This is a genomic window from Pseudoalteromonas sp. HM-SA03, from assembly GCF_002289345.1.
Lineage (GTDB): Bacteria > Pseudomonadota > Gammaproteobacteria > Enterobacterales > Alteromonadaceae > Pseudoalteromonas.
In genome coordinates this window covers 1-362 of record NZ_NSDG01000172.1, presented here as the reverse complement: position 1 = coordinate 362, position 362 = coordinate 1, and the positions used below count along the sequence as shown (strand labels likewise).

Below are 362 nucleotides of genomic sequence, written 5' to 3'. Positions count from 1 at the left end.
TCTAGTAGCTCTTCGTCGTCAACCATGTCACATTTGTTCATGAATACGATGATGTAAGGTACACCAACCTGACGAGAAAGTAGGATGTGCTCACGTGTTTGAGGCATAGGACCGTCAGTAGCAGCAACTACTAGGATCGCGCCGTCCATCTGTGCAGCACCAGTGATCATGTTTTTAACATAGTCAGCGTGTCCTGGACAGTCTACGTGTGCATAGTGACGAGTTGGTGTGTCATACTCAACGTGTGAAGTTGAGATTGTGATACCACGCTCACGCTCTTCTGGAGCGTTATCGATTGATGCGAAGTCTTTTGCTTCACCACCGTATACTTTTGCAAGTACGTTAGTGATTGCTGCAGTTAG

The 362-nt window shown here is 46.7% G+C and carries 1 protein-coding gene; it reads right to left on the bottom strand.

Features of this window, described 5'->3' with window-relative positions:
• A partial coding sequence (locus CKO50_RS23170) for a GTP-binding protein (protein WP_255231209.1) occupies nt 1-362 on the bottom strand: 362 nt, incomplete at both ends.